Below are 1,163 nucleotides of genomic sequence, written 5' to 3' on the forward strand. Positions count from 1 at the left end.
GTATTCGGTTTGTTGCTTTGGTGGGTGGATAAGAATGCCAAGCTTGTTGCCGATGAGTACCAAACTGGCTGGAAGAAAGCGGTGTTTATTGGTATTGCTCAAGCACTTGCGATGATCCCTGGAACTTCACGTTCTGGCGCAACGATCACTGCCGCTCTATATTTGGGCTTCACTCGTGAAGCGGCAGCGCGTTTTTCATTTTTGATGTCGATTCCTATCATCACATTAGCTGGTAGCTACTTGGGCATGAAGCTGGTTACCAGCGGTGAGCCTGTGCACGTTGGCTTTTTGCTGACTGGTATTCTGACTTCATTTATTAGCGCTTACATCTGTATTCACTTCTTCTTGAAAATGATTTCACGCATGGGCATGACGCCATTCGTGATTTACCGTCTGATTCTAGGTGTGGGCCTATTTGCATTCTTGCTTAGTGCTTAATCCTTGAAAATAAAAACGCCCGCTCAATTGAGCGGGCGTTTTTGTTTTGGCGTTACTTATTTAAAGCGACTTTGACCGCTTCAATACGTCGTTTTTCTTGTTCATCACGAATAGTTGGACCTTTGAAGCCATCCTGAATGATGGCTTGCACATCTACTGATGCCGCTGCTTGATAGGCCAGCATAAAAATATCCGCTTGTGGATACGGTTGGTCTTCTAAACCTTTGCGGCCTGCATGATCCGCTTGGCAGCAAATTAGAATGTCTTTTAGGCGCTCCGACTTGCGCCATACATCAAACTTGTTCAGGATTTTGATGACGGTTTGCGGCTTTAACTCAGCGGCGCGATGAATGTTGGAGTGTTGCTCGCAGACCATGAGCGCTAAATCTTTAAATTCATTCGGTACACGTACACGTTCGCACAGTTTTTTAATTAGCTTTAAACCGGTATGACAATGTATTTTATGGCTTGGCCATTCGCTCTCTGGTGTCACGCCTTTCCCTAAGTCATGCACCTGTGCAGCAAATCTAACAGGGAGTGATGTGCTCAGCTTTGCGGCTTGCTCTGCTACCATCAACGTATGGATACCCGTATCGATCTCTGGATGCCATTTTTCAGGTTGAGGCACCCCAAACAACGCATCGATTTCTGGTAGCACGACGGCTAACGCGCCGCAATCTCGCAACACTGATAAAAACACATCGGGACGAGGCGTTGAAAGCGAT

Annotated in this window: 2 protein-coding genes; one reads left to right on the top strand and one right to left on the bottom strand. The window is 46.5% G+C overall.

The window, feature by feature from the left end; genetic code table 11:
* A partial coding sequence (locus R8N28_RS25985; RefSeq protein WP_318183754.1) for an undecaprenyl-diphosphate phosphatase occupies window positions 1-438 on the top strand: 438 nt, incomplete at its 5' end.
* A gap of 52 nt (window positions 439-490) precedes the next feature.
* On the opposite strand, the gene R8N28_RS25990 is transcribed toward R8N28_RS25985, so the two are convergent.
* Window positions 491-1,163: HD domain-containing protein (locus R8N28_RS25990; protein WP_318183755.1), on the bottom strand; the 673-nt coding region annotated here is incomplete at its 5' end.

This window comes from Vibrio sp. Vb1554 (assembly GCF_033344235.1).